Annotated in this window: 16 protein-coding genes; 12 read left to right on the top strand and 4 right to left on the bottom strand. The window is 63.2% G+C overall.

What is annotated here, in order from left to right; genetic code table 11:
• Nucleotides 1-12: 12 nt before the first annotated feature.
• The 3 genes from odhB (at nt 13) to D3M59_RS03620 (ending at nt 3,598) form a co-directional block, all read left to right on the top strand.
• Nucleotides 13-1,311, top strand: a complete 1,299-nt coding sequence (odhB, locus tag D3M59_RS03630; protein WP_119531662.1) for a 2-oxoglutarate dehydrogenase complex dihydrolipoyllysine-residue succinyltransferase — start codon at nt 13-15, stop codon at nt 1,309-1,311.
• Nucleotides 1,312-1,320: 9 nt separating this feature from the next.
• A complete protein-coding gene (lpdA, locus tag D3M59_RS03625) occupies nt 1,321-2,712 on the top strand; it encodes a dihydrolipoyl dehydrogenase (protein WP_119532853.1) in 1,392 nt (463 codons plus the stop codon).
• 163 nt (nt 2,713-2,875) lie between these two features.
• Nucleotides 2,876-3,598, top strand: coding sequence for a PepSY domain-containing protein (locus D3M59_RS03620; RefSeq protein WP_119531660.1), 723 nt, complete (start codon nt 2,876-2,878; stop codon nt 3,596-3,598).
• Here the strand turns inward: D3M59_RS03620 and sppA are convergent.
• On the bottom strand, nt 3,585-5,456 hold the full coding sequence (gene sppA / locus D3M59_RS03615; RefSeq protein ID WP_119531658.1) for a signal peptide peptidase SppA: 1,872 nt from the start codon (nt 5,454-5,456) through the stop codon (nt 3,585-3,587). The two genes, D3M59_RS03620 and sppA, sit on opposite strands and share 14 nt — an antisense overlap.
• A 116-nt stretch (nt 5,457-5,572) precedes the next feature.
• On the opposite strand from sppA, the gene D3M59_RS03610 reads away from it, so the two are divergent.
• The 3 genes from D3M59_RS03610 (at nt 5,573) to groL (ending at nt 9,091) form a co-directional block, all read left to right on the top strand.
• Nucleotides 5,573-6,964 (top strand): MATE family efflux transporter, encoded by a 1,392-nt coding sequence (locus D3M59_RS03610; RefSeq protein ID WP_119531656.1) that lies wholly within the window; start codon nt 5,573-5,575, stop codon nt 6,962-6,964.
• 128 nt (nt 6,965-7,092) lie between these two features.
• Nucleotides 7,093-7,380: a co-chaperone GroES gene (gene groES, locus D3M59_RS03605; RefSeq protein ID WP_119531654.1), complete on the top strand. Its 288-nt coding sequence runs from the start codon at nt 7,093-7,095 to the stop codon at nt 7,378-7,380.
• 70 nt (nt 7,381-7,450) lie between these two features.
• Nucleotides 7,451-9,091, top strand: coding sequence for a chaperonin GroEL (gene groL, locus D3M59_RS03600; protein ID WP_119531652.1), 1,641 nt, complete (start codon nt 7,451-7,453; stop codon nt 9,089-9,091).
• 27 nt (nt 9,092-9,118) lie between these two features.
• On the opposite strand, the gene D3M59_RS03595 is transcribed toward groL, so the two are convergent.
• Nucleotides 9,119-9,388: a hypothetical protein gene (locus tag D3M59_RS03595; RefSeq protein WP_147416690.1), complete on the bottom strand. Its 270-nt coding sequence runs from the start codon at nt 9,386-9,388 to the stop codon at nt 9,119-9,121.
• 49 nt (nt 9,389-9,437) lie between these two features.
• Nucleotides 9,438-9,677: a circumsporozoite protein gene (locus D3M59_RS03590; RefSeq protein ID WP_325048598.1), complete on the bottom strand. Its 240-nt coding sequence runs from the start codon at nt 9,675-9,677 to the stop codon at nt 9,438-9,440.
• A gap of 203 nt (nt 9,678-9,880) precedes the next feature.
• Between D3M59_RS03590 and D3M59_RS03585 the strand changes: the two genes are divergently transcribed.
• Genes D3M59_RS03585 through D3M59_RS03565 form a run of 5 tightly spaced genes read left to right on the top strand, consistent with a single transcriptional unit; the run spans nt 9,881 to nt 17,421 of the window.
• Nucleotides 9,881-10,849 carry an ArsR/SmtB family transcription factor gene (locus D3M59_RS03585; RefSeq protein WP_233543120.1) on the top strand — a complete coding sequence of 323 codons (969 nt, stop codon included), beginning with the start codon at nt 9,881-9,883 and terminating at the stop codon, nt 10,847-10,849.
• Nucleotides 10,846-11,748, top strand: a complete 903-nt coding sequence (metF, locus tag D3M59_RS03580; RefSeq protein WP_119532852.1) for a methylenetetrahydrofolate reductase [NAD(P)H] — start codon at nt 10,846-10,848, stop codon at nt 11,746-11,748. The genes D3M59_RS03585 and metF overlap by 4 nt, the downstream gene beginning before the upstream one ends.
• A complete protein-coding gene (locus tag D3M59_RS03575) occupies nt 11,745-12,785 on the top strand; it encodes a homocysteine S-methyltransferase family protein (RefSeq protein ID WP_119531646.1) in 1,041 nt (346 codons plus the stop codon). Before metF ends, D3M59_RS03575 begins: the two co-directional genes overlap by 4 nt.
• A complete protein-coding gene (metH, locus tag D3M59_RS03570; protein WP_119531644.1) occupies nt 12,782-15,394 on the top strand; it encodes a methionine synthase in 2,613 nt (870 codons plus the stop codon). The genes D3M59_RS03575 and metH overlap by 4 nt, the downstream gene beginning before the upstream one ends.
• Nucleotides 15,395-15,423: 29 nt before the next feature.
• On the top strand, nt 15,424-17,421 hold the full coding sequence (locus tag D3M59_RS03565) for a protein-disulfide reductase DsbD family protein (protein WP_119531642.1): 1,998 nt from the start codon (nt 15,424-15,426) through the stop codon (nt 17,419-17,421).
• On the opposite strand, the gene D3M59_RS03560 is transcribed toward D3M59_RS03565, so the two are convergent.
• Nucleotides 17,390-19,033 carry an amidohydrolase gene (locus tag D3M59_RS03560; RefSeq protein ID WP_119531640.1) on the bottom strand — a complete coding sequence of 548 codons (1,644 nt, stop codon included), beginning with the start codon at nt 19,031-19,033 and terminating at the stop codon, nt 17,390-17,392. The two genes, D3M59_RS03565 and D3M59_RS03560, sit on opposite strands and share 32 nt — an antisense overlap.
• A gap of 54 nt (nt 19,034-19,087) precedes the next feature.
• On the opposite strand from D3M59_RS03560, the gene D3M59_RS03555 reads away from it, so the two are divergent.
• On the top strand, nt 19,088-20,317 hold the full coding sequence (locus tag D3M59_RS03555; RefSeq protein WP_119531638.1) for a threonine ammonia-lyase: 1,230 nt from the start codon (nt 19,088-19,090) through the stop codon (nt 20,315-20,317).
• Nucleotides 20,318-20,330: the final 13 nt, after the last annotated feature.

Below are 20,330 nucleotides of genomic sequence, written 5' to 3'. Positions count from 1 at the left end.
AAAGAGGCGCCAATGGCCACCGATGTGAAGGTTCCAACACTTGGTGAATCGATCACCGAGGCCACGATTGGGCAGTGGCTGAAGAAGCCGGGCGAGACTGTCGCGCTCGACGAGCCGATTGCCAGCCTGGAAACGGATAAGGTGTCGGTCGAAGTTCCGTCACCGGTCGCTGGCACGCTGGCCGAGCAATTGTTTGCAGAAGGCGATACCGTCGAAGTCGGCGCGATCATCGCGCGCGTCAGTGAAGGCGGCGCGGCCTCGGCGGCCGCCGAGGCGCCTGCGGCAGCGGAACCCGCGACAGGCGAGGCACAAGCCACGGTTTCGGGCGGTGCGGTCAATCCGGCGGGTGCGGGCGAAAACCCTGCACTACGCGAGGGTGCGGCTGCCGCTGATGCCTCGCTGACCCTTTCGCCCGCGGTGCGCCGAGCAGTCCTCGAGCACCATGTCGACCCCTCTTCCATCAAGGGATCAGGTAAGGACGGCCGCCTAACCAAGGACGATGTGCTCGCCGCAGCCCGGTCTAAGGAAGCTTCGCCCGCTCCGGCCGTAACGACCGCGCCCGTTTCGCAGGCAGCCGCGCCGGCTCCCAAGGCGCCTGCCGCCCGCGCGGATCGCACCGAAGAGCGGGTCAAGGTGACGCGCCTTCGCCAGACGATCGCGACCCGTCTGAAGGATGCGCAGAATACAGCAGCGCTGTTGACCACATTCAACGACGTGGACATGTCGGCGGTGATCGATGCACGCAACCGCTACAAGGACCTCTTCGAAAGGAAGCACGGCATTCGCCTCGGCTTCATGAGCTTCTTCGTGAAGGCAGCGGCACTCGCTGCGCGCGACGTTCCTGCGGTCAATGCGAGGATCGAAGGCGACGAGATCGTATACTCCAACTATCTGGATGTTTCGGTCGCGGTTTCGGCGCCCAAGGGGCTGCTGGTGCCGGTGATCCGCTCCGCCGATGCTATGAGCTTTGCCGAGATCGAAAAGACCATTGCCGGCTTTGGCAAGAAGGCGAAAGAAGGCACGCTGTCGATGGAGGAGATGAAGGGCGGTACCTTCACAATCTCCAACGGAGGCGTCTTTGGATCGCTGCTTTCGACGCCGATCGTCAACCCGCCGCAGTCGGCAGTGCTCGGCTTGCACCGAATCGAGGAACGGCCGGTGGTGCGCGACGGCCAGATCGTCGCCAAGCCGATGATGTACCTCGCGCTGACCTACGACCACCGCCTCGTTGACGGCCGTGAGGCGGTAACGTTCCTAGTTCGGATCAAGGAAGCAATCGAGGATCCGACGCGCTTGCTGATCGACCTGTAAGGAATGACAATGGCTGACTTCGACTATGACGTCCTGGTAATCGGCTCCGGTCCCGGCGGTTATGTCGCGGCCATCCGCGCTGCGCAGCTAGGCCTGAAGACTGCTTGCGCCGAAAGCCGCGAGACGCTGGGCGGGACCTGCCTCAACGTCGGCTGCATTCCTTCCAAGGCGATGCTCCACGCGTCGGAATATTTCGATGCGGCGGCTAATGGCTCGATGGCTAAGATGGGCATCAAGGTCACGCCCGAGCTCGACCTCGGTACGATGCACGCCCAGCGCCGCGACGCGGTGAAGGGTTTGACTGGCGGGATCGAATTCCTGTTCAAGAAGAACAAGGTCGCCTGGCTGAAGGGCCGCGCGTCATTCGAGGACGCGCACACGGTGACAGTCGCCGGTCAAAAGGTGACAGCCAAGAACATCGTTATCGCCACCGGCTCGTCGGTGACGCCGCTTCCGGGCGTCGAAGTTGACGAGAAGATCGTCGTCTCGTCGACGGGGGCGCTGGAGCTGGAGAAGGTGCCGGCCCACATGGTCGTCATCGGTGGTGGCGTGATCGGCTTGGAACTGGGCAGCGTGTGGCGGCGCCTGGGCGCCAAAGTCACCTGCGTTGAATTCCTCGACCAGATCCTCCCGGGAATGGACGGCGACGTCCGCAGGGAAGCCAACAAGATCTTTAAGAAACAGGGCATCGAGTTCAAGCTGTCTACCAAAGTCACGGGCGTGACGGTCGACGGCGGCAAGGCGACGGTGACGCTGGAGCCGGCCAAGGGGGGCGATGCGGAAACGCTGGAGGCTGATTGCGTCCTCGTGTCCATTGGCCGCAAGCCGAACACCGACGGCCTTGGCCTCGACAAGATTGGCCTTGAGACGAACCAACGCGGTCAGATCGAAACCGACCATGAATTTCGCACCAAGGTCGACGGTGTCTGGGCCGTCGGCGACGTCATTCCCGGCCCCATGCTTGCCCACAAGGCCGAAGACGAGGGCATTGCGGTTGCGGAGAATATCGCCGGCCTGACCGGCATCGTGAATCACGACGTCATCCCTTCGGTCGTTTACACCCTGCCGGAGATCGCCGGCGTCGGCCTGACAGAAGAGCAGGCGAAGGAGAAGGGCGAGATCAAGGTCGGTAAGTTCCCGATGCTGGCCAACAGCCGCGCCAAGACAAATCACGAGCCTGACGGTTTCGTGAAGGTCATCTCGGATGCCAAGTCCGACCGCGTGCTTGGCGTGTGGTGCATCGCTTCGGTCGCGGGCACGATGATCGCCCAAGCCGCGCAGGCCATGGAGTTTGGCGCGACGAGCGAGGATGTCGCCTACACCTGTCACGCGCACCCGACGCATAGCGAAGCGCTGAAGGAAGCGGCGATGGCGGTACAGGGCAAGCCCATCCACATTTAGATCCAGCCGCCGGGTTCAGGATTAACCTTAATTATATAAAAATCATGACGTGCGGCATTCCGCCCGCTACGCACCCGCCAAGCTGATTCGATGCCGGTGGCCTGGGCATGGCCGCGTTCAACCGGGTGGACCTTCGTTTCGCGCCTGTGACCGGGAGACGAGAATGGGGGTTCGTACGTCGCTGCGCCGCTACCATGTGTGGCTTGGCTGGCTTGTTGGCATTCCAATGTTGTTCTGGACGGTGTCCGGTTTGGTGATGGTCGCCAAGCCGATCGAGGAGGTGCGGGGCACCGATCTCATCGCACCACCGAAACCGATGCAAATGTTGATGCCGGTTGTTCTGCCGCGCGTCGCGGGATTGCCAGTGACGACCTTGAGTCTTGAGCCACGAGCGGACGGCCCGCGCTGGGAGCTTGATATCGCCGGGGCCGGATCGCGCCTTGCCGATCCGACGACGGGGCAACTGCTGCCCCGGCTAGGAGCAGCCGATGCAGCGCGCGAGGTGATGGCCCGCTACACCGGCACGGCCAAAGTCGTGGAAACAAGTCGCGTCGATTCGAACAGCCCACCGCTGGAGTTGCGCCGGGCGATGGACGGCTGGCGCGTTCGACTGGACGACGGCACCCATTTCTACGTCGACGGCGGATCAGGAGAAATCGTTGCGCGCCGCACCAAATGGTGGCGGGTCTACGACTTCATGTGGGGCCTTCACATAATGGACCTTCAGGGCCGCGAGGAAACCAACAACCCGTGGGTCGTGACCTTCTCGGCGCTTGCGCTCGGCATGGTACTGTTGGCGCTGGTTCTCCTGCCGCTAACGATCAAGCGGAAGATAAACGGCAACGGCAACGGCAACGGCGGGCCGCCGCGGATCAGCTCCAGCTGAGCAGCTTCGCCAGCCAGCCCCGGTCCTCCGCACTGAGCCGCGACACGGCTGCCGCGGGCGGACACTCCAGACAGCGCGCCTGGATGGTCGGCCCGGAGAGGATCGAGCGCAGGTCTGCGATGGCCCGTGCCAGCAGCGCTTCTGGCGCGGGGGAGAGCGTCGCCAGTGCGTCGGCGGGCATGTCGCTTTCGTCCGTTTCCTCATTGGCGAACGCTTCCATCAGCGTGTCGGCAAACGCCGGCGACGGCTCAAGATAAGTAAGGCCGCGCTGGCCCTCGTCTAACTTGGCCAGTTCCGCAGCCTTGGCGATCGCCTCGTCCATTCCGCCGAAGCCGTCGACCAGCCCGATCTGACGAGCCGTGCCGCCATCCCACACGCGTCCTTGCGCGATGCGGTCGATATCGGCCGGCGTCTTTTTCCGCGACTCCGCCACGATTGACAAGAAGCGCGCATAGACCTGCTCTACACCCGCCTGAACCAGCGCATCGGCGGCCTCCGACGGACCCCGAAGCAGGTCCGGTTCGCCGGATAGGGGTGTAGTCTTGATGCCGTCCGCCCCCACGCCGAGTTTCGCAAGCGTGCCCTCGAAGCTCGGCAGGACGCCAAATACGCCGATCGACCCGGTCACGGTCGACGGTTCGGCAAAGACGAAATCGCCAGGGGTCGCGACCCAGTAGCCGCCTGAAGCGGCGACGCTGCCCATCGAAACAACCACCGGAAGCTTCTTCGCCTTGGCCGCGAGCAGAGCCTGCCGGATGCGTTCCGAGGCTAGCGCTGATCCGCCGGGGCTGTCGATCCGCACGACCAACGCCTTTAGATCTTCCTTGGCGAGGCCTTTCTCGATGGCGCGGGCGATGGTCTCGCCACCCGCACGGCCCGGCCCCGCTTTCCCGTCGACGATCTCCCCGGCGATCGTGACGACGCCGATAGGACCTTTGTCGTCGCCAATCGCCTGATCCTCGTAGGATGTAAGCTTGATGCGCTTGTAGCCGTGAACCGCGTTGTCGTCCTCGCCACCAAGCTCGGCGAGGCGAGCTTCGAACTGCTTGCGCTCGCCGACCTTGTCGATCAACTTCAGGTCCATCGCCGCCCGGGACAGGTTGCCATTGGCGGCCCGCGTGACCCCCACCGGGTCGGTCAGCATGCGATTGAGGCCGGCGATTGCTTGGGGTCGCCCGCGCGCAATATCTTCGCGCCATGTTTCAAGCAGCGCGTCACCCAGCGCCTGCGCATTTTCGCGCGCTTCGGGCGACATGTCGTTCCGAATGAAGGGCTCTACCGCCGACTTGTAGGTGCCGACGCGATAAATGTTGGCCGTCACACCCAACTTGTCGAGCAGGCCCTTGAAATAGAGGTTGTTACCGCCGGGGCCCGCGACCGCCATCGCACCCATCGCAGGCATCCAGATTTCGGAGGCGTGGGCCGCTAGCTGGTAGCGGTCGTCGGTGTAGCCGGTGGCGAAGGCTATGACCGGCTTGCCGCTCTTGCGAACCTCACCGATCTTTTGGCCAAGCGCGGTCAGTGACGCCTGTCCGCCGCCCATGAAGCCATCCAGGTCGAGGGCAATCGCTTTGACGCGATCATCGTCCTCTGCGGTGTCAAGCGCAGCGACCAGGTCCCGCAGTTGATATTCGCGGGTCACGCTGCTCGCGCCGAGTGCGGCAGCCAGCGCGTCGGGTCGCGATGCCTGTTCGACCAGCACGCCGTCGAGGTCCATCGCTAGCACGCCGTCGCCGATGGCCGCTGGCCTGGCTGACAGTGCCGCGTAGATGAGACCGAAGAACATCAGCATGAACAGCAGGACAAGCGCGTCCTTGACGCCGACCAGCAACTTCCAGATTGCCCGCACGAACCGCATCGATGAACTCCTTCGTGCTGACGCGTAGCGCAGCGGGCGCAGCCCTCCCAAGGAAATTCGACGGATGACCGGCTGCAACGCTGGCTTGTAGGCGGGAACCTGCTAACCGGCCTGCCATGAACCGCGGGGGACGGACTATCAGTCGGCAGAGCTGGCGCGAGGAGCTTCACGCGACGATGGCCCTCGCGTGGCCGCTAATGCTTGCCAACCTGACCATGCAGCTAATCCAGGCGACCGATGTTGTCCTGCTCGGTTGGCTGGGACCTAAGGAATTGGCCGCCGCTGCGTTGGCGCTTAGCCTGTCATTCGGAATGATTTTGTTCGCCCTAGGGGTATTAACCGCCTCGTCCCCGATGATGGCCAGCGCGCTCGGCGAGCGATCCAATGCGGTGCGCGACGTCAGGCGCACCTTCCGCCAGTCGCTGTGGGCAGCGGTGATTATGACGATCCCCACGATGATCGTCCTGTGGAACGCGGAGCCCGTTATTCTCGCGCTTGGGCAAGAGCCGGAATTGGCGCGGCTAGCCGGCATTTTCCTGCGCGGCTACATGTGGGTCATCCCATCCTGGATGCTGTTCCAAGTGATGCGCAACTTCCTTTCTGCAATGGAACGGCCGGGATGGGTTCTGGTGATCAGCGCGACGGGCATCCCGCTAAACGCACTGGTCTGCTGGTCGTTGATATTCGGTCATCTGGGCATGCCTCGCCTCGGAATAATCGGCGCCGGCTTGGGCAGTTCGATCGTCTGGGCGGCAATGGCCTTGGCGCTGGCCGCGGTAATCCTGTCCGACCGGCAGTTTCGCCGATTCCAATTGTTCGGACGGTTCTGGCGATCGGACTGGCCCCGCTTCCGCGCAATGTTCCGGCTTGGCGGGCCGATCGGTCTGACCATGGGCTTCGAAGGCGGCGTGTTCAGTGCGGCCGCCTATCTGATGGGACTCTTCGGTGCGTCGTCGGTTGCCGCCCACCAGATCGCGCTGCAGATCGCGGCGACGACCTTCATGGTGCCACTGGCGCTTGGGCAGGCCACGACGGTCCGCGTCGGCCTCGCCTACGGTCGCCGCGACCGCGACGGTGTGGCGCTCGCGGGTTGGACCGCGTTTGGCCTCAGCATCGCGTTCATGGCTGTAATGGCGACCATCATGTATGCCTTTCCACGCGAATTGATCACCCTGTTCCTTGCTGACACCGCCGAGAACGCGTCCGTGATCGCACTTGGTGTGTCGTTCTTGATGATTGCAGCTCTGTTCCAGATCGTGGACGGCGCGCAGGTCGTTGGTGCGGGCATGCTGCGTGGCCTTCACGATACACGCGTGCCCATGGTCTATGCCCTGTTCGGTTATTGGGCGATCGGCCTCGGCGTAGGTGTGGCATTGGCCTTTGCCTTGGACTGGCGCGGCATCGGCATTTGGATGGGCCTCGCCGCCGGTCTCGGAATGGTCGCGGTTCTGATGCTCTGGCGGTGGAGCCGCCGCGACCGGCTAGGCCTCCTTCTCGTCAGCTCGTAAATTTGCGTCACTTGGGGGTGTTGACGGTTAGGGACGTCCAACCCATATGCGCGGCACTGCTGGCACTCCATAGATGGGAGTGCCAGCCGAATCGTTTTACCGAAGCAAACCATTAGGGGCTCAAAACTATGTCTTTCAGGCCGCTTCATGACCGTGTCCTCGTCCGCCGCGTCGAGGCTGAGGAAAAGACCGCGGGTGGGATCATCATTCCCGACTCCGCCAAGGAAAAGCCGCAGGAAGGCGAAGTCGTCGCCGTCGGCACCGGCGCCCGGGCCGAAGACGGCAAGGTGACGCCGCTGGACGTCAAGGCCGGCGATCGCATCCTGTTCGGCAAGTGGTCGGGCACCGAGGTGAAGATCTCGGGCGAAGACCTGATCATCATGAAGGAAAGCGACATCCTCGGGATCGTGGGCTGACCTCCACGCCATTCGTCGCGGCACGTGCCGCGGCTTTCGTGACTTTTGAAGATCAAGAAAGGGTAGCCAAATGGCAGCCAAGGACGTGAAATTCTCGCGCGACGCGCGCGAGCGGATTCTCAAGGGCGTCGATATCCTCGCCGATGCCGTCAAGGTGACTCTGGGCCCTAAGGGCCGAAATGTCGTCATCGATAAGAGCTTCGGCGCTCCGCGCATCACCAAGGACGGTGTGACCGTCGCAAAAGAAATCGAGCTCAAGGACAAGTTCGAGAACATGGGTGCGCAGATGCTGCGCGAAGTCGCTTCGAAGACGAACGACATTGCCGGTGACGGAACCACTACCGCGACCGTCCTCGCGCAAGCGATCGTTCGCGAAGGCATGAAGTCGGTTGCTGCCGGCATGAACCCGATGGACCTGAAGCGTGGTATCGACCTCGCCGTGATCAAGGTTGTCGAAGACCTTAAGGGCCGTTCGAAGGCGGTGGCCGGCTCGAATGAGATCGCCCAGGTCGGCATCATCTCGGCCAACGGCGACACCGAAGTCGGCGAAAAGATCGCGGAAGCCATGGAAAAGGTCGGCAAGGAAGGCGTCATCACGGTCGAAGAAGCCAAGGGCCTCGAATTCGAACTGGACGTTGTCGAAGGCATGCAGTTCGACCGCGGCTATCTTTCGCCCTACTTCATCACCAACCCGGAAAAGATGCAGGTCGAGCTCGCCGACCCCTATATCCTGATCCATGAAAAGAAGCTCAGCAATCTTCAGGCTATGCTGCCCATCCTCGAAGCCGTCGTGCAGTCGGGCCGTCCGCTGCTGATCATCGCTGAGGACATCGAGGGCGAAGCGCTGGCGACCCTGGTTGTCAACAAGCTGCGCGGCGGCCTCAAGGTCGCGGCCGTTAAGGCACCGGGCTTCGGTGATCGCCGCAAGGCCATGCTGGAAGATATCGCGATCCTGACGGGCGGTGAGATGATCTCGGAAGATCTCGGCATCAAGCTAGAGAATGTCACTGTGAACATGCTCGGCACCGCCAAGAAGGTCGTGATCGACAAGGACAACACCACCCTGGTCGACGGCTCGGGAACCAAGGAGGCGATTGAAGCGCGCACGGGCGCCATCCGCCAGCAGATCGACAACACCACTAGCGACTATGACCGTGAGAAGCTCCAGGAGCGTCTCGCCAAGCTCGCCGGCGGCGTTGCCGTGATCAAGGTCGGCGGCGCAACCGAGGTCGAGGTGAAGGAGCGCAAGGACCGCGTTGACGACGCGCTGCATGCGACCCGCGCCGCGGTCGAGGAAGGTATTGTTCCTGGCGGCGGCACCGCGCTGCTTTATGCCACCAAGGCGCTTGAGGGCCTGAAGGGTGCCAACGACGACCAGACCCGCGGCATCGACATCGTCCGCAAGGCGATCGAGGCCCCGGCTCGTCAGATTGCCCAGAATGCGGGCCATGACGGCGCGGTCGTTGCCGGTAACCTCCTCCGCGAAGGGGACCAGACCAAGGGCTTCAACGCATCCACCGACACCTATGAAAACCTGGTGCAAGCCGGCGTCATCGACCCGACCAAGGTTGTGCGTACGGCTCTACAGGACGCGGCTTCGGTTGCCGGCCTCCTGATCACTACTGAAGCCACCATCGCGGAACTGCCGGACGACAAGCCGTCGATGCCGATGGGCGGCGGAATGGGCGGCATGGGCGGTATGGACTTCTAAGTCCGCCGCCCAAGGGATCGGCGCCGGTTAGTGCGCGCCGGTCTCTGAACCCTCTGCGGGTTCATCGCCACGATGTTTGGGGCCGGTGGGCGCTTCGGCGTTCGCCGGCCTCTTTTCGTTTGTCGCGAGATTGTCGAGCATCGTCTCCGTATCGTCGAGCAGACGACTTTCAGCCACGGTAGGTCCTTCGATTTGCTCCTCCCTATTGCAGGCGGAAAGGGCGGACAGCGACAGGGCAATAAACAGGCCCAGGAACGCATTCATCGGCAAAGCTCCAAAAGAAAAGGCCGCCCGCATGAAGCGGACGGCCCTCCTATCGCATCCGAAAACGGCGCGACAGCGATGATTACATCGCGTTGTCGGCGGCGTTCGCAGTCGCGTCAGCAGCGTTATCGACGGCTTCGCCGGCGTTCTCGACGGCATTGCCAGCAGCGTCGAGAGCGTTGTCGACGGCGTTGTCGGCAGCGGCGGCGTCAGCTTCAACCGCGTTTTCGACGGCGGTGTTCTCGACGGCGTTTTCGGTCTTGGTTTCGCACGCGGCCAGGCCGAGCGCGAGGACCGCAACGGTCAGTGCAACCTTCTTCATGATCGTTCCATTCCTTGCTTATGGGGACCGCATCCCTCGCGGAATTCGGTCCGGCTCGGCCTCACCACAAAGGGTCAGGCCAGCGCGCGGATTTATAGATGAGTCTTGCGTCACGCAATCGTCATTTGACGTGACGCAGTCAAAACGATCCAGCCGAGCGATCCGCATTGACGGATATAAAGACTTCTTTATATCCTTAAGCCGTGTCTCGAGACCTCAAGCTTGCCGCGCTTTTCCAATCGCTTGCCGACCCGACGCGGCTGCGTATCGTCGCGCTGCTGAAGTCGATGGAGCTGTCGGTCGGCGAATTGGCGCAGGTTTTGGGGCAAAGTCAGCCCCGCGTTTCCCGGCACGTGAAGATTCTAACCGATTCAGGATTGGTAGGCCGCCGCAAGGAAGGCAGCTGGGTTTATTTGCAACTGGCTGACCCGTTGAAGACTGAGCCGCTATTCTGCTTATTCGAAGACTGGGCCGGTGACGACGCTGGGGACTTGTTTGCGCTGGATGCCTCACGATTGGAAGCCGTGCGATCGGACCGGGCGGAGGCCGCGCGGCGATATTTCGAAGCGCATGCCGCGACTTGGGATAGCGTTCGCTCACTTCATGTTGCCGAAAGTGAGGTTGAACGGGCGATTGCCGACCTGGTCATGGATCGTCCGATCGGTGCGTTGCTCGACATCGGCACCGGTACCGGGCGTATGCTGGAGTTATTTGCGCCCCGCGCCGAAAGCGCAATCGGCATTGACCGTTCGTCGGAGATGCTTCGACTGGCGCGCGTCAAGCTCGAGGAGGCCGGCATTGCCGGCGCGAGCCTCCGGCAGGGCGACATGTATGCCTTGCCGCTTGCCGACCGAAGTGCGGACAGCATCATCCTGCACCAAGTGCTTCATTATGCGCAGCAGCCCGGCCTTGCGATCGCCGAGGCGGCGCGCGTCCTGGCGCCCGGTGGAAGATTGCTCGTTATCGATTTCGCCCAGCATGAGCGGGAAGAGTTGCGTGAAAAGGATGCCCATTTGAGACTTGGATTCGCCGACGATGCAATCCGCGGCTGGTTTACTGCGGCCGGCCTTGAGCCCGACAGGACCGAACGGCTGGAAGGTGGCGAATTGAGCGTGATCCTGTGGCGTGCCGCCAAGCCTGGCCTCGTCCGACCGCAGCGGGCCGCCGCGTGAACCGGGAGACGCAGGTCGCGCTGGCGGAGCATGCGCCGCTGTTCGCTGAAGCGCGCGGAGATATTGCCGTTAGCTTCGAGTTCTTCCCGCCCAAGTCCGATGCCATGTCGGAAACACTGTGGAAGTCGATCAAGACGTTGGCGCCGCTGCGGCCCAGGTTTGTGTCGGTTACCTACGGTGCTGGTGGATCGACGCGGGAGCGCACCCATGCGACCGTAGAGCGGCTGGTCCGCGAAACCAGCCTCACGCCCGCGGCGCACCTGACGTGCGTCGGCGCGAGCCGCGAGGAAATCGACGATATTGCTAGAAGCTACTGGGACGCAGGAGTCCGGCACATCGTCGCCTTGCGGGGTGATCCGGCAGAACCCGGTCAGCCTTATGCCGCGCATCCCGGAGGGTACGCGAATGCCGCCGAGCTGGTTACAGGGCTCAAGCAAGTTGCTTCGTTTGAAATCTCGGTGGCCGCCTATCCCGAAGTACACCCGGATGCTGATTGCCCGGACAGTGATCTCGACAATCTGCTGCGAAAAATCGACGCCGGTGCCGACCGCGCAATCACGCAGTTTTTCTTTTCGCCTGAGTGCTTCTTCCGATTTCGCGACAAGGTCGTTGCCCGTCGCCCGGATGTGGAGATCGTTCCGGGCATCCTGCCTGTTACGAATGTCGCCCAGGCGCGGCGATTTGCCGGACAGTGTGGAGCGGCAATTCCGGTGTGGATGGACCGGTTGTTCGAAGGGTTGGACGATCTGCCCGCTGCGCGGCAATTGGTGGCCGCGACCATCGCCGGCGAACTTTGTGGGCAGCTTTACGCAGGCGGCGTCCGGCATTTCCACTTCTACACGCTCAACCGGGCAGAACTGGCCTACGCCATCTGTCACATGCTGGGAGCAAGAGCATGAGCGCCGCCGCCGCCTTCCGCGCCGCCGCCAAGCAGCGCATCCTCGTAAAGGATGGCGCTTACGGCACAATGATCCAGGCGGAGAAGCTCGGGGAAGCCGATTTTCGCGGGAATCTGACGTTCAACCATGACCAGCGCGGGAATAACGACCTGCTCAATCTGACTCGGCCGGATGTCGTGCGTAGCATTGCGCGGCAGTTCGTCGAAGCAGGCGCGGACGTGCTGGCGACCAATACCTTCAATGCCAATTCGATTAGCCAGGCGGACTATGGCGCTGAAAGCCTGGTCGGAGAGATCAACGAGGCAGCGGCGCGGATGATTCGCGACGTTGTCGATTCAGCAGATGACGGGCGGCAACGCTGGGTTGCGGGCGCGATAGGCCCGACCAACAAGACGCTGTCGCTGTCACCTGACGTCAATGATCCGGGATACCGGGAGATCGACTTCGATCAGGTGAAGGCCGTGTACCGCGAGCAAATCGATGCCCTCATTCGCGGCGGCATCGATTTCGTGCTGATTGAAACCGTATTCGACACGCTGAACTGCAAGGCCGCGATCATGGCCGCGCTTGAAGCTGAAGTGGTGCTGCGTCGTGAATTGCCAATCATGATTTCGATGACGCTGACCGACCTTAGCGGTCGAAACCTGTCCGGCCATACGGTCGAGGGCTTCTGGGCCAGCGTTCGTCACGCCCGGCCGCTGACGATCGGGCTTAATTGCTCGTTCGGCGCGGCCCAGTTGCGGCCTCATCTTGCGGCGCTGGCGCGGCAGGCGGAAACGCTGGTGATGGCCTATCCGAACGCCGGCCTTCCCAACGAGTTCGGCGAATACGACGAAGCCGCCGCTGAAACCGCCGGCCAGGTTCGCGAGTGGCTCAATGATGGCTTGGTGAACATTGTCGGCGGCTGTTGCGGCACCACTCCCGCCCACATCGCTGCCATTGCCGAGGCGGTGCGCGATTGCACGCCGCGCGCCGTCCCGGACGTCAGATCGACGACCTTGTTGGCCGGTCTGGAACCTATGGTGCTCGCCGCGTGAGCGATTTTTCCAGCGCCGCAGCCGGCGCGCGCTTCGTCAACATCGGCGAGCGGACCAACGTTACCGGCTCCGCCAAGTTCAAGAAGCTTATCCTCGCCGGCGACTACGATGCCGCCGTTAGTGTCGCCCGTGAGCAGGTGGAGGCTGGTGCGCAGATCGTCGACGTCAACATGGACGAGGCCCTGCTCGACGGCGAGACGGCGATGGCGACCTTTCTGAAGCGTATTGCCGCGGAGCCGGACATCGCCCGCGTCCCTGTGATGATCGATAGTTCTAAGTGGAGTGTGATCGAGGCCGGACTGAAGTGCGTTTCGGGCAAGCCGATCGTCAATTCGATCAGCCTCAAAGAAGGAGAGGAGGCATTCCTCGATGCCTCGCGCAAGGTGCGATCCTATGGCGCCGCCGTGGTCGTGATGGCGTTCGACGAAACCGGCCAGGCGGACACGAAGGAGCGAAAGGTCGCGATTTGCGAGCGGGCCTACAAGCTGCTCGTAACTGACGGCTTTCCGGCCGAAGACATTATTTTCGACCCGAACATCTTCGCAGTGGCGACGGGCATCGACGAGCATCGCCGCTACGCGCTCGATTTCATTGAGGCCGCCGCCGAGATTCGCGCTCGATGTCCGCGCGTCCATATCTCTGGCGGACTCAGCAATCTGAGCTTTTCGTTCCGCGGCAACGAGCCGGTAAGGCGCGCGATGCACTCGGTGTTTCTCTACCACGCCATCCCGGCGGGAATGGATATGGGGATCGTCAATGCTGGCCAACTCGATGTCTATGACGAGATCGACCGCGAGCTTCGCGATGCCTGCGAGGACGTCATTCTTGACCGCCACGACGATGCGACCGAGCGGCTAATCGCACTGGCCGAACGCTATCGCGGAACTGACGCGGCCGAGGTGAAGAAGGCCGCTGAATGGCGGCAATGGCCTGTTCGCGAGCGGCTGGCCCATGCGCTGGTCAAGGGCATCGACGAACATATTGTCGAAGATACGGAAGAAGCCCGGACCCTGTTCGCACGTCCGATCGAAGTAATCGAAGGACCGTTGATGCAGGGCATGAATTTGGTCGGCGACCTGTTCGGCTCGGGAAGGATGTTCCTGCCGCAAGTGGTAAAATCGGCACGGGTCATGAAGAAGGCAGTGGCGCATCTCCTTCCCTTCATTGAGGCGCAGAAGGAGCCGGGAAGCGACACGTCCAAGGGCCGCATCGTCATGGCGACCGTGAAGGGTGACGTTCACGACATCGGCAAGAACATTGTTGGCGTCGTGCTGCAGTGCAATGGATTTGACGTAATTGACCTCGGTGTGATGGTGCCGTGGCCAAAGATCTTGGAGGCCGCCAACGAGAACGACGCCGCCATGATCGGCCTGTCTGGCCTCATCACTCCCTCACTTGATGAGATGGTAACCGTCGCTGAGGAGATGCAACGTGCGGGCATGCAACGGCCTTTGCTCATCGGCGGGGCGACGACCAGCCGTGCCCATACCGCCATTCGCATAGCGCCAGCCTATGAAGGGCCGGTGCTGCACGTGCTGGACGCGAGCCGCGCGGTAGGCGTCGCGACCGCCCTCGTTAGTGATGGGCCAGGCCGCGAGGAGCTGGTTCATCGGACTGCGAACGACTATCGCGCGCTTCGCGAAAGCCGGGCGGGCAGGGGCTCGAACGAACTGGCGCCGATGCTCGAGGCGAGGGCCAATGGCTTCACGCCCGACCATTCGGAGCCAAGCCCGCGACCGGCGCACCCCGGCCTTCATTCATTCGACGACTGGCCGCTGAAGGACCTGGTCGAGGTAATCGACTGGACACCGTTTTTTCGCGCGTGGGAGCTCGCTGGGACCTATCCAGCCATTCTCGCCGACGAAGTAGTGGGCGAAAGCGCACGGGGATTGCTCGCGGATGCGCAGGCCATGCTTCGCCAGATCATCGACGAGAAATGGCTGACGGCCAAGGCGACCGTAGGCCTATGGCCAGTTCGGCGCGAGGGGGACGATGTCATCGTTCTGGACGAAGTCCGAACCCGCTTATCTTTTCTTCGCCAGCAGGTGCGCAAGCGTTCGGGTCGCGCCAACATGTGTCTCGCCGACTTCATCGCGCCCAAGGAAGAGGATTGGCTCGGCGGGTTCGCCGTCGCGATCCACGGGATCGAGCCGCACCTGAAGCGCTTTGCCGCCGATTATGACGATTATCGCGACATCTTGCTGAAAGCGCTGGCTGACCGGCTGGCCGAAGCCTTTGCTGAGCGGCTGCACCAGCAGGTTCGCACAAAATATTGGGCTTATGCGCCCAGCGAAGCGCTGACCAATGAGCAGCTGATCCGCGAGGAATACCGCGGCATCCGGCCTGCTCCCGGTTACCCCGCCTGCCCCGACCATAGCCTCAAGCCGCTACTATTCGGCCTGCTGGGTGACCGGCCAGCCGGCATCGAACTAACCGAGAATTTCGCGATGCTGCCGACATCCGCCGTATCCGGCTTCTACTTTGCCCATCCGGAGGCGAGCTATTTCGGCGTGGCCCGTATCGGGCAGGATCAGCTTGAAGACTATGCCCAGCGTCGGGGCATCGACATCGAGCTGGCCAGGCGTTGGCTGAGACCGAACCTCGACTAGGCCAAGCTGACCGGCTAGCGAAGCCGCACATGCTTCGCTCGCTCCTGCTTTTACTGACGTTCCTGGTTTCATCGCCCGCGCTAGCGCAACTGACGGCGCGCCAAAATGCCATCCAGCCCCAGCTTGCGCTGGAAACGCGCGGCAATCCCGGGGGCGAGGCCGATCTTGCCATCGTCATGCGCACCACGCCCGGCTGGCACGGTTACTGGTTGAATCCCGGCGACGCGGGACTGCCGATGAGGGTCGAATGGACCCTGCCGAAGGGATGGTCGGTCGGCGCATTGCGCTACCCGGTCCCGTCGAGACTGCTGGTCGCAGGCATCGAAAACTACGTTTATGAGCGCGATTACGCGGTGCTGACGCGGCTGCGCATCCCGGTCGGTGAAACGGGCAGCATGCGAATCTCGGCCAAGCTCGATTACCTGGCGTGCACTGACAAGATTTGCGTTCCGGAAAAGGCAGAAGTGTCGCTTGATGTCGCGCTTTCGGGCACACCCGCACCTGACAAACGCTTCGACGAATGGCGGCGCGCATTGCCGCGGCCGCTAGCAAGTCCCGCCAGCTTCGCGATCAAGGGCCGGAAGCTTGAAATCGCCGTGCCGCTGCCGAGCTCGGTCTCGATTGGCCAGCCCTACTTCTTCCCTGCGGACGACGGGCCGATAGACTATGCAGCTCCGCAGAATTTCCGCCGCAAGGGTGATATACTGATCGCTGAGCTTGAGCGTCGGCGCGGGTCGCCGCGCAGCGTGTCGGGTGTACTAGCTCTCGGCGATGGCCGCGGCCTGCAACTTCTGGCGATGCCGGGAAACGTTCCGGACGGTGGACGGGCAGTCGGCAGCCTTGGCGCGGAAGCGGTACTGTGGGCGGTGCTGGGCGCAATTCTTGGCGGACTTCTGCTCAATCTCATGCCTTGCGTGTTCCCGATCCTTGCCCTCAAGGCGCTTCACCTTGCGCGGTCGGGCGGGGATGAAGTTCATGCTCGCCGCGACGCCCTGGCCTACACGGCCGGCGCGGTCATCGGGACCGGATTGCTCGGGGCGCTATTGCTGGCGATTCGTGCCGGCGGGAGCGCGGCGGGTTGGGCCTTCCAGCTTCAGGATCCGCGAACCACGCTCCTGCTCATGCTTCTGGCGACGGCAATCAGTCTCAACCTGTTGCGGGCATTTGAGCTGCCTGTGCTTGCCGGAGAAGGGCAGCGCCTGGGGAGCTTCGGGACGGGTGCGCTCGCGGCCTTCGTAGCGACGCCGTGCGCGGGCCCGTTCCTTGGCGCGGCGCTTGGCACCGCCTTGCTCCTACCCGTTTACGGATCGATCGCCGTGTTTGCGGCGCTCGGGTTCGGCCTCGCCGTACCATTCCTGCTGGTCGCTTTCGTTCCGGCATTGCGAACAAAGTTGCCGCGGCCTGGCCCTTGGATGGCGCGGCTGCAACGCTTCCTGGCCATCCCGATGATCGCCACGGCAGTCGGTTGCCTTTGGCTTCTTTATCGGCAAGTCGGTTGGCCAGCGTTACTCGTCGGGAGCGGTGCCGCTGTTCTGCTGGCGGTCCTGCTGATTGCCGTTGGTCGGACGCAGCGGAAGGGTGGAAGCTTTGGGTTGGCCGCCGGTGCGTTATCGCTCGTGCTCGCGGGAGGGGCAGTGCTACTCGTACCGCAACAACCCGTAGCCGCATCGCGGGTGCCGCTTGGCGCTTCGGCTTGGAGCGCCGAGGCAGTGCAGGCCGCGCGCGCCGATGGCCGTCCGGCGTTCGTCTACTTCACCGCAGACTGGTGCCTGACGTGCAAGGCGAACGAAGCGGCGGCGATCGAACGGGAGGCCACACGGGACGCGTTCGGCAAGGCCGGAGTCGAGGTATTCGTAGGCGACTGGACCAATGGCGACCCTGCGATCACGCGCTTCCTCGAGGAGCGTGGGCGCGCCGGCGTTCCACTCTACCTGTGGTACGAGCCGGGCCAGACCGAGCCGGATGAATTGCCCCAGGTGTTGACGCCGTCGATGCTCAGCGACCTCGCTCACCGGCGCCGGCGCTAGCGAGCCGCGCCCAGACTTTGCTGCCTGCAACCCAGCTTTCCAAAACGCCCGTCCGGGCCAGCGCCTTTGCGTCAATCTTGGTGATGTCGCGGTCGACGATGATGAAATCGGCCCATTTTCCTGTCTCCAGCGCCCCAATCCGGCTTTCCGCGAAACCGGCATAGGCCGCGCCGCGCGTGAAGCCGTGGAGCGCCTGACCAAGGCTGACGCGTTCTTCCGGTCGCCAGCCGCCGGCGGGCTGACCGCTCCCGTCTTGCCGGGAAATGGCGGCGGAGAGGCCCGGGAAGGGATTGGGACTTTCGACGGGGAAATCGGACCCAAAGGCAAGCTTGACCCCCAGCTTCTCCAGCGTGTTCCATGCATAAGCGCCATCGAGCCGGTCGGGCCCGAGCCGGGCTTCGGCCATCACCCGGTCACTGGTCTGGTGGGTCGGCTGCATCGACGCGATGACCTGGAATCGCCGAAATTTCTCCACATCCGCCGGATCGACAATCTGCGCATGTTCGACGCGCGGCCGCCGGTCCGCCAGGCGAGCCTTGCCGTATGCGTCTAGCACCATCGCGTTGGCCGCGTCGCCGATGGCGTGAATGGCGATCTGGTATCCACTCCGCGACGCCTCCCCGACCTGCTCGTCAACCTGCTGCGGAGTGAGTAGGGAAAGGCCGCGAGTACCGGGCATGTCGTGGTAGGACGCCTTCAGCCACGCACCGCGGGACCCCAAGGCGCCATCGGAATAAAGCTTAACGCCGCCGAGATGCAGTCGGTCCCCGTGGAGCCATCCGCTCGGCTGGCCACCATTGATCGCCCGCATGGCGGGAATGCCGCCCGCGTAGCTCATAATGCGAACGTTGAGCCTGCCAGCCGAGCCGGCCCGGTCGAAGGCCGCCCAGTCCGCTGGGCTGCTGCCCATGTCGGCCGCGGACGTTATGCCGACCGACAGCATTAGTTCCTGCGCCTTGGCCAGTGCACGATCGAAATCACCGGCGGACGGGGCAGGCACTTTGCCGTCCACCAGACTCATCGCCGCGTCGACGAACAGGCCATTTTCGATCCGTCCGCCTTCCGGAGCCTTTGTCGCGGAGGTGACACGGGCGGCCTTCAGCGCGGCACTGTTCGCGACCGCGGCATGGCCGTCCACGCGGCCCAGCCAAACCGGCCGATCACTGACCACGGCGTCGAGGTCGGCGGCGGTGGGGAAGCGCTTGTCGCTCCAAAGCTCTTGGTTCCACCCGCGGCCAAGGATCCATATCGCGTCGGGATTGGCCGCGGCATAGTCGCGCAGCCGCTGCTGCAACTCCGCGATCGAGCGCGTTCCGGTGAGATCTAGTTGCAGCGCCGCAAAACCGAGCGACATGACGTGGCCGTGTCCGTCAACCAGACCCGGCAGGAGTGTTCGGCCCTGGGCGTCGATCCTATTGTCCGCGGCCGGGCGTTGCTGGCCGGAGCGGAACAACTGCTTCACCTTGCCGTCATCGCCAATCAGCAGGCCATCGAACCGCTGGATGCGGCCCGCGTCATCGACTTGGATTCCGTTGGCATTATCGACGAGAGTGTCCGCGAGCGAGGCGGTCGAGGCGAGGAGCGCTGTCAGCGCAAGCAGGGTCTTTCGCATAGGGCAAGTGGATAGCATTGTTTGCCGGACAAGGAAGGTCTACGCCGCGCCACCATGGACGCACCGACGACAACCCGCCCGACCATCGACGACATCCGCGCCGCCGCCGGGCGCATCAAGGAAGCGGTGATCCGCACGCCCATGATGAAGAGCGAGACGCTTTCGCAAATCATCGATGCGGACGTGTGGCTGAAGTTCGAAAACCTGCAATTTACCGCTGCTTACAAGGAGCGTGGCGCGCTCAACAAGCTGCTGCAGCTAACCGCCGAAGAGCGGGCGCGGGGCGTGGTCGCGGCATCGGCTGGCAACCATGCGCAGGCAGTGGCCTATCACGGCCGCCGGCTTGGCATTCCGGTGACCATCGTGATGCCGGTGTCGACCCCGACCATCAAGGTGACGCAGACCGAAGGCCATGGCGCACACGTCGTACTTCGCGGCGAGCGATTCGACGATGCCTACGCGCACGCGCTTGAGCTGGAAGCGGAGCGTCGTCTGGTATTCGTTCATCCATTCGACGACGTCGCAGTGATGAACGGTGCCGGCACGATCGGCATCGAAATGCTCGAAGATGCGCCGGACCTCGACATGCTGGTGGTACCGATTGGCGGCGGAGGACTGATTTCCGGCGTCGCGACCGCGGCAAAGGCGCTGAAGCCCGACATCAAGATCGTCGGGGTCGAGGCCGAACTATATCCGTCGATGAAAAATGTGGTTGAGGGCGGCCACGGAGCCATTGGCGGCGACACGTTGGCCGAGGGCATTGCGGTCAAGGAACCCGGGCAGCTGACGCGCGCGATTATCGGCGAGCTCGTCGATCGCATCGACCTAGTGGCCGAAAAGGACATTGAGCATGCCGTCGCGATGCTGGTGAACATCGAAAAGTCGGTGGTCGAGGGGGCGGGCGCGGCAGGTCTTGCGGCGATGCTGGCTCAGCCCGAGCGTTTCCGCGGCCGCAAGGTCGGCACCATCCTGTGCGGCGGGAATATCGACACGCACCTGCTGGCCAATGTGCTGGTGCGGGAGTTGGTTCGTTGCGGACGGATCGCAAGGTTGAGGATCGCCGCACAGGACCGGCCCGGTGCGCTCGCCGCAATCACGGCCAAATTCTACGAGTGCGGCGTCAACATCATCGAGACCAATCACCACCGCATTTTTACGCGGCTGCCCGCCAAGGACACGGTGATCGAGGTGGAGTGCGAAGCACGGGACGCACAGGCGATCGATACACTGGTCAAGCGGCTGGAAGACGCCGGCTTCAATGTAGAACGCGCCGAGCTCGACTAGCGGTTAACCAGTT

Origin of the sequence: Sphingomonas edaphi (genome assembly GCF_003583725.1) — a bacterium.
Classification (GTDB): domain Bacteria; phylum Pseudomonadota; class Alphaproteobacteria; order Sphingomonadales; family Sphingomonadaceae; genus Sphingomicrobium; species Sphingomicrobium edaphi.
This window is presented reverse-complemented; position numbering and strand designations above follow the sequence as displayed.